Annotated in this window: 3 protein-coding genes; all 3 read left to right on the top strand. The window is 33.1% G+C overall.

Annotation, left to right across the window (positions count from 1 at the left end; genetic code table 11):
• A partial coding sequence (locus tag AACY61_RS10925; RefSeq protein ID WP_339611615.1) for a sensor histidine kinase occupies positions 1–1,918 on the top strand: 1,918 nt, incomplete at its 5' end.
• Between the two features lie 68 nt (positions 1,919–1,986).
• Positions 1,987–2,637: a response regulator transcription factor gene (locus AACY61_RS10930; protein ID WP_339611616.1), complete on the top strand. Its 651-nt coding sequence runs from the start codon at positions 1,987–1,989 to the stop codon at positions 2,635–2,637.
• A gap of 74 nt (positions 2,638–2,711) precedes the next feature.
• The coding region (locus tag AACY61_RS10935; protein ID WP_339611617.1) for a DUF4230 domain-containing protein at positions 2,712–3,320 on the top strand (609 nt) is incomplete at its 3' end.

Genomic DNA, 3,320 nt, shown 5'->3' on the forward strand with positions numbered 1-3,320 from the left:
ATCCAAAAACATTGACAGCCTTCTGGTGGAATTAAAAAAAGCAAAAGAAGATACCGTCAAAGTAAACCTCTATCACAATGTCTCAAAGCATTATGTTTTAGCTCATATTGACACAGTTCCTTATTTTTCTGAGCAAGGAATAGCATTGGCACAACAACTGGGTTTCAAAAAAGGCGAAATGATGAACCTCAATGTCCTGGGAAACTATTTTGAAAACAAAACTGAATATGACAAAGCTATCGAAACATACAATAAAGCCCTTATTATCGCTCAAGAAATTAACAGCACAGAAGGATTTGCCATGTTGTACAACAATATTGGGATGGTTTACATTCGTCAAGGAAAATATGATTTAGCACTTCCCTTAATGTTTGATGCTTTGAAGGCTGAAGAACAATTAGGGAATCAAAAAGGAATTTCGCAGTCATACAACAACATTGGGGTAATTTATTTCTATCAACAAAGTTTTAACCGGGCAACAGAATATTTTGAAAAATCACTTGCTATGGAAGAAAAAATTGGAGAACCCACTTCAATTAAACAAGCGGTCAACAATCTGGGAGCCATCTATGATTACTTAAAAAACTATCCAAAAGCCATTGAACAATATCAAAAAGCATTTGATTTGAGTTTGTCTCAAAACGACAAACGCGAAATGGCCACAAACCTGCACAACCTTGCCGTGGCATATTACAATATGGGGGATTTTTCAAAATCTGAAGAATATCACAATCACTCACTGGAAATAAGAGAAGAAATAGGAGATACAAATGGAATTGCTCTTGCTTACTTTAATTATGGGGAATTACTCAGAAAAAACGACAGGCTCTATGAGGCCAAAGTATATTATGAAAACGGACTTCAAATTGCTTTGGAACACGACTTGCTTAAAATAAAACAGCAAATTTATGGAGCATTTTCAGCACTCTATGAACAACAAAACAACCACAAGCTGGCCAATGAATATTTGTACAAGTTTATTGCAGTTAAAGACTCCATTCTCAACAGAGAAAATAATGAAATAATTGCCGAGGTTGAAACAAAATACCAAACCGAGAAAAAAGAAAAAGATCTTTTGGAATCCAGAGCAATCATCGCTGAAAACAATTTGAAAATTAGAAGAAAAAACACACTTATTTATGGGACTACAACTCTGGCTTTAGTTTTGGCAATATTAGGCTATCTCTTGTACAAACAGCAAAAACTCAAAAACCAACAATTGAAAAAAGAGAATGAACTCAAAGAAGCCCTCAATCAAATTGCAACCCAAAATAAACTTCAAGAACAACGACTGAGGATTTCACGTGATTTGCACGACAATATTGGAGCACAACTCACTTTTATTATTTCTACTTTAGACAATATAAAATACGGTTTCAAATTGCAAAATGAAAAACTAGGAGAAAAGATTAAAAGCGTAAGAAATTTTACTTCAAATACTATTTTTGAACTTCGGGATACCATCTGGGCGATGAACAAAACCCAAATCACTTTTGAAGACCTCAATGCCCGAATCACAAACTTTATTGAAAAAGCAAGAGAATCAACTGAAAAAACCAATTTTAATTTTGAAATCTCTGAAGGCCTTATTGATAAATACAACTTTACATCTATTGAGGGAATGAATATGTATCGAATCATTCAGGAATCTGTGCACAATGCCTTGAAATATGCTAATGCTGAAAACATAGCTGTCAACATAAATGAAAAAGATGATAAAATCATAATTATTGTCGAGGATGATGGAAATGGTTTTGATTTGAAAAATGCCCCTTTAGGAAACGGTTTAAATAATATGAGAAAAAGAGGCAGAGAAATTAAAGGCAGTGTCAATATTGTAAGTTCCCCTCAACAGGGAACAAAAATAATTCTGGAAGTATTTAAGAAACGCATTCATTCAGTAAAAAAGGCTTCTTAAAATAAGGCAATTGCCCCACAAGTCAACAAAAAAATAAGTTGTAAATTTAGTTTTTTAAAAACATAACTATGTCAATTAAAATAGCCATTGTTGACGATAATACTTTTTTAATACATAGCATCAAAGAAAAGCTCTCTTTTTTTGATGCTATTGACATCAAACACACCTCATTAAACGGCTCAGAATTACTCACAAAACTTCAAGAAAATCACAATCTTGATGTGATTTTAATGGATATAGAAATGCCGGTTCTCAATGGTATTGAAACCACTCAAATAGTTAAACAAAAATATCCACACATCAAAATCATAATGCTCACCGTTTTTGATAACGATGAAAATATTTTCAATTCCATCAAAGCCGGAGCAGATGGCTACCTACTCAAGGAAGTTAATCCAGAACAATTACATAACGGAATCACAGAAACCTTAAACGGAGGTGCAGCTATGAATCCATCTATAGCACTGAAAACCTTAAAATTACTCAGAAACCCTATAGATATTGATAACCCACGGGATAAAGAAGACATTTCACTTTCCACCCGCGAAGTCGAAGTGTTGGAACAACTCAGTAAAGGCCTGAGCTATACAGCCATTGCCGAAAACCTTTTTCTTTCTCCAAGTACTGTTCGAAAACACATTGAAAATATCTACAAAAAACTTCAGGTACACAGTAAGTTGGAAGCTGTTCAAAAAGCAAAAAGGCATAATATTATTTAAAGGTATTTTTCAATTACTTCCAATTTTAGATAACAAGGTATAGAATTTGATTATTTTTACAAAAATGATATTTTATGCGAAAAATAATCGTTGGGGTAATCCTTACTCTCATATTTGTTTTTGCTTTTCACTATTGTGAAAATAAAAAGGAAAAAGAACAACAACTTTCAGAAACTTCACAACTCATTCAGCTTCAGCTGCAAAATGTGGGTAAGCTCATAGTTACTGAAGGCACTTTCTCTCAGGTTTTTACTTTTGAAGACTCCAAAAAAAGCTTTTTCGACATGATTTCATTTAATAAAAAAGCCCTCGTTGTAGTCAATGCAAAAGTGACTGTTGGTTATGATTTGAGTCAAATAGAAACCAATATTGATGAAGAAAACAAAACAGTGAGTATCCTATATATTCCTAAAGGAGAACTAAATATTTACCCTACCATTGAATATTATGATGTAACTCAGGATTATTTTAACCAATTTTCAGCAAATGACTTTAACACCATAAAAGGCAAAGTGAACCAGCTTCTGGAAGAGAAAATTCAAGTCTCAAACATAAAATCAAATGCCAAAAACCGGCTGATTTCTGAATTGCAAAAAATTTATGTGTTGACAAATGATCTGGGATGGACTCTTAGATTTAATAGTGAGGAAGTTAGCTCAGAACAAAAATTTGAAGAAATTAGT

Source organism: uncultured Planktosalinus sp. (assembly GCF_963973675.1).
Classification (GTDB): domain Bacteria; phylum Bacteroidota; class Bacteroidia; order Flavobacteriales; family Flavobacteriaceae; genus Planktosalinus.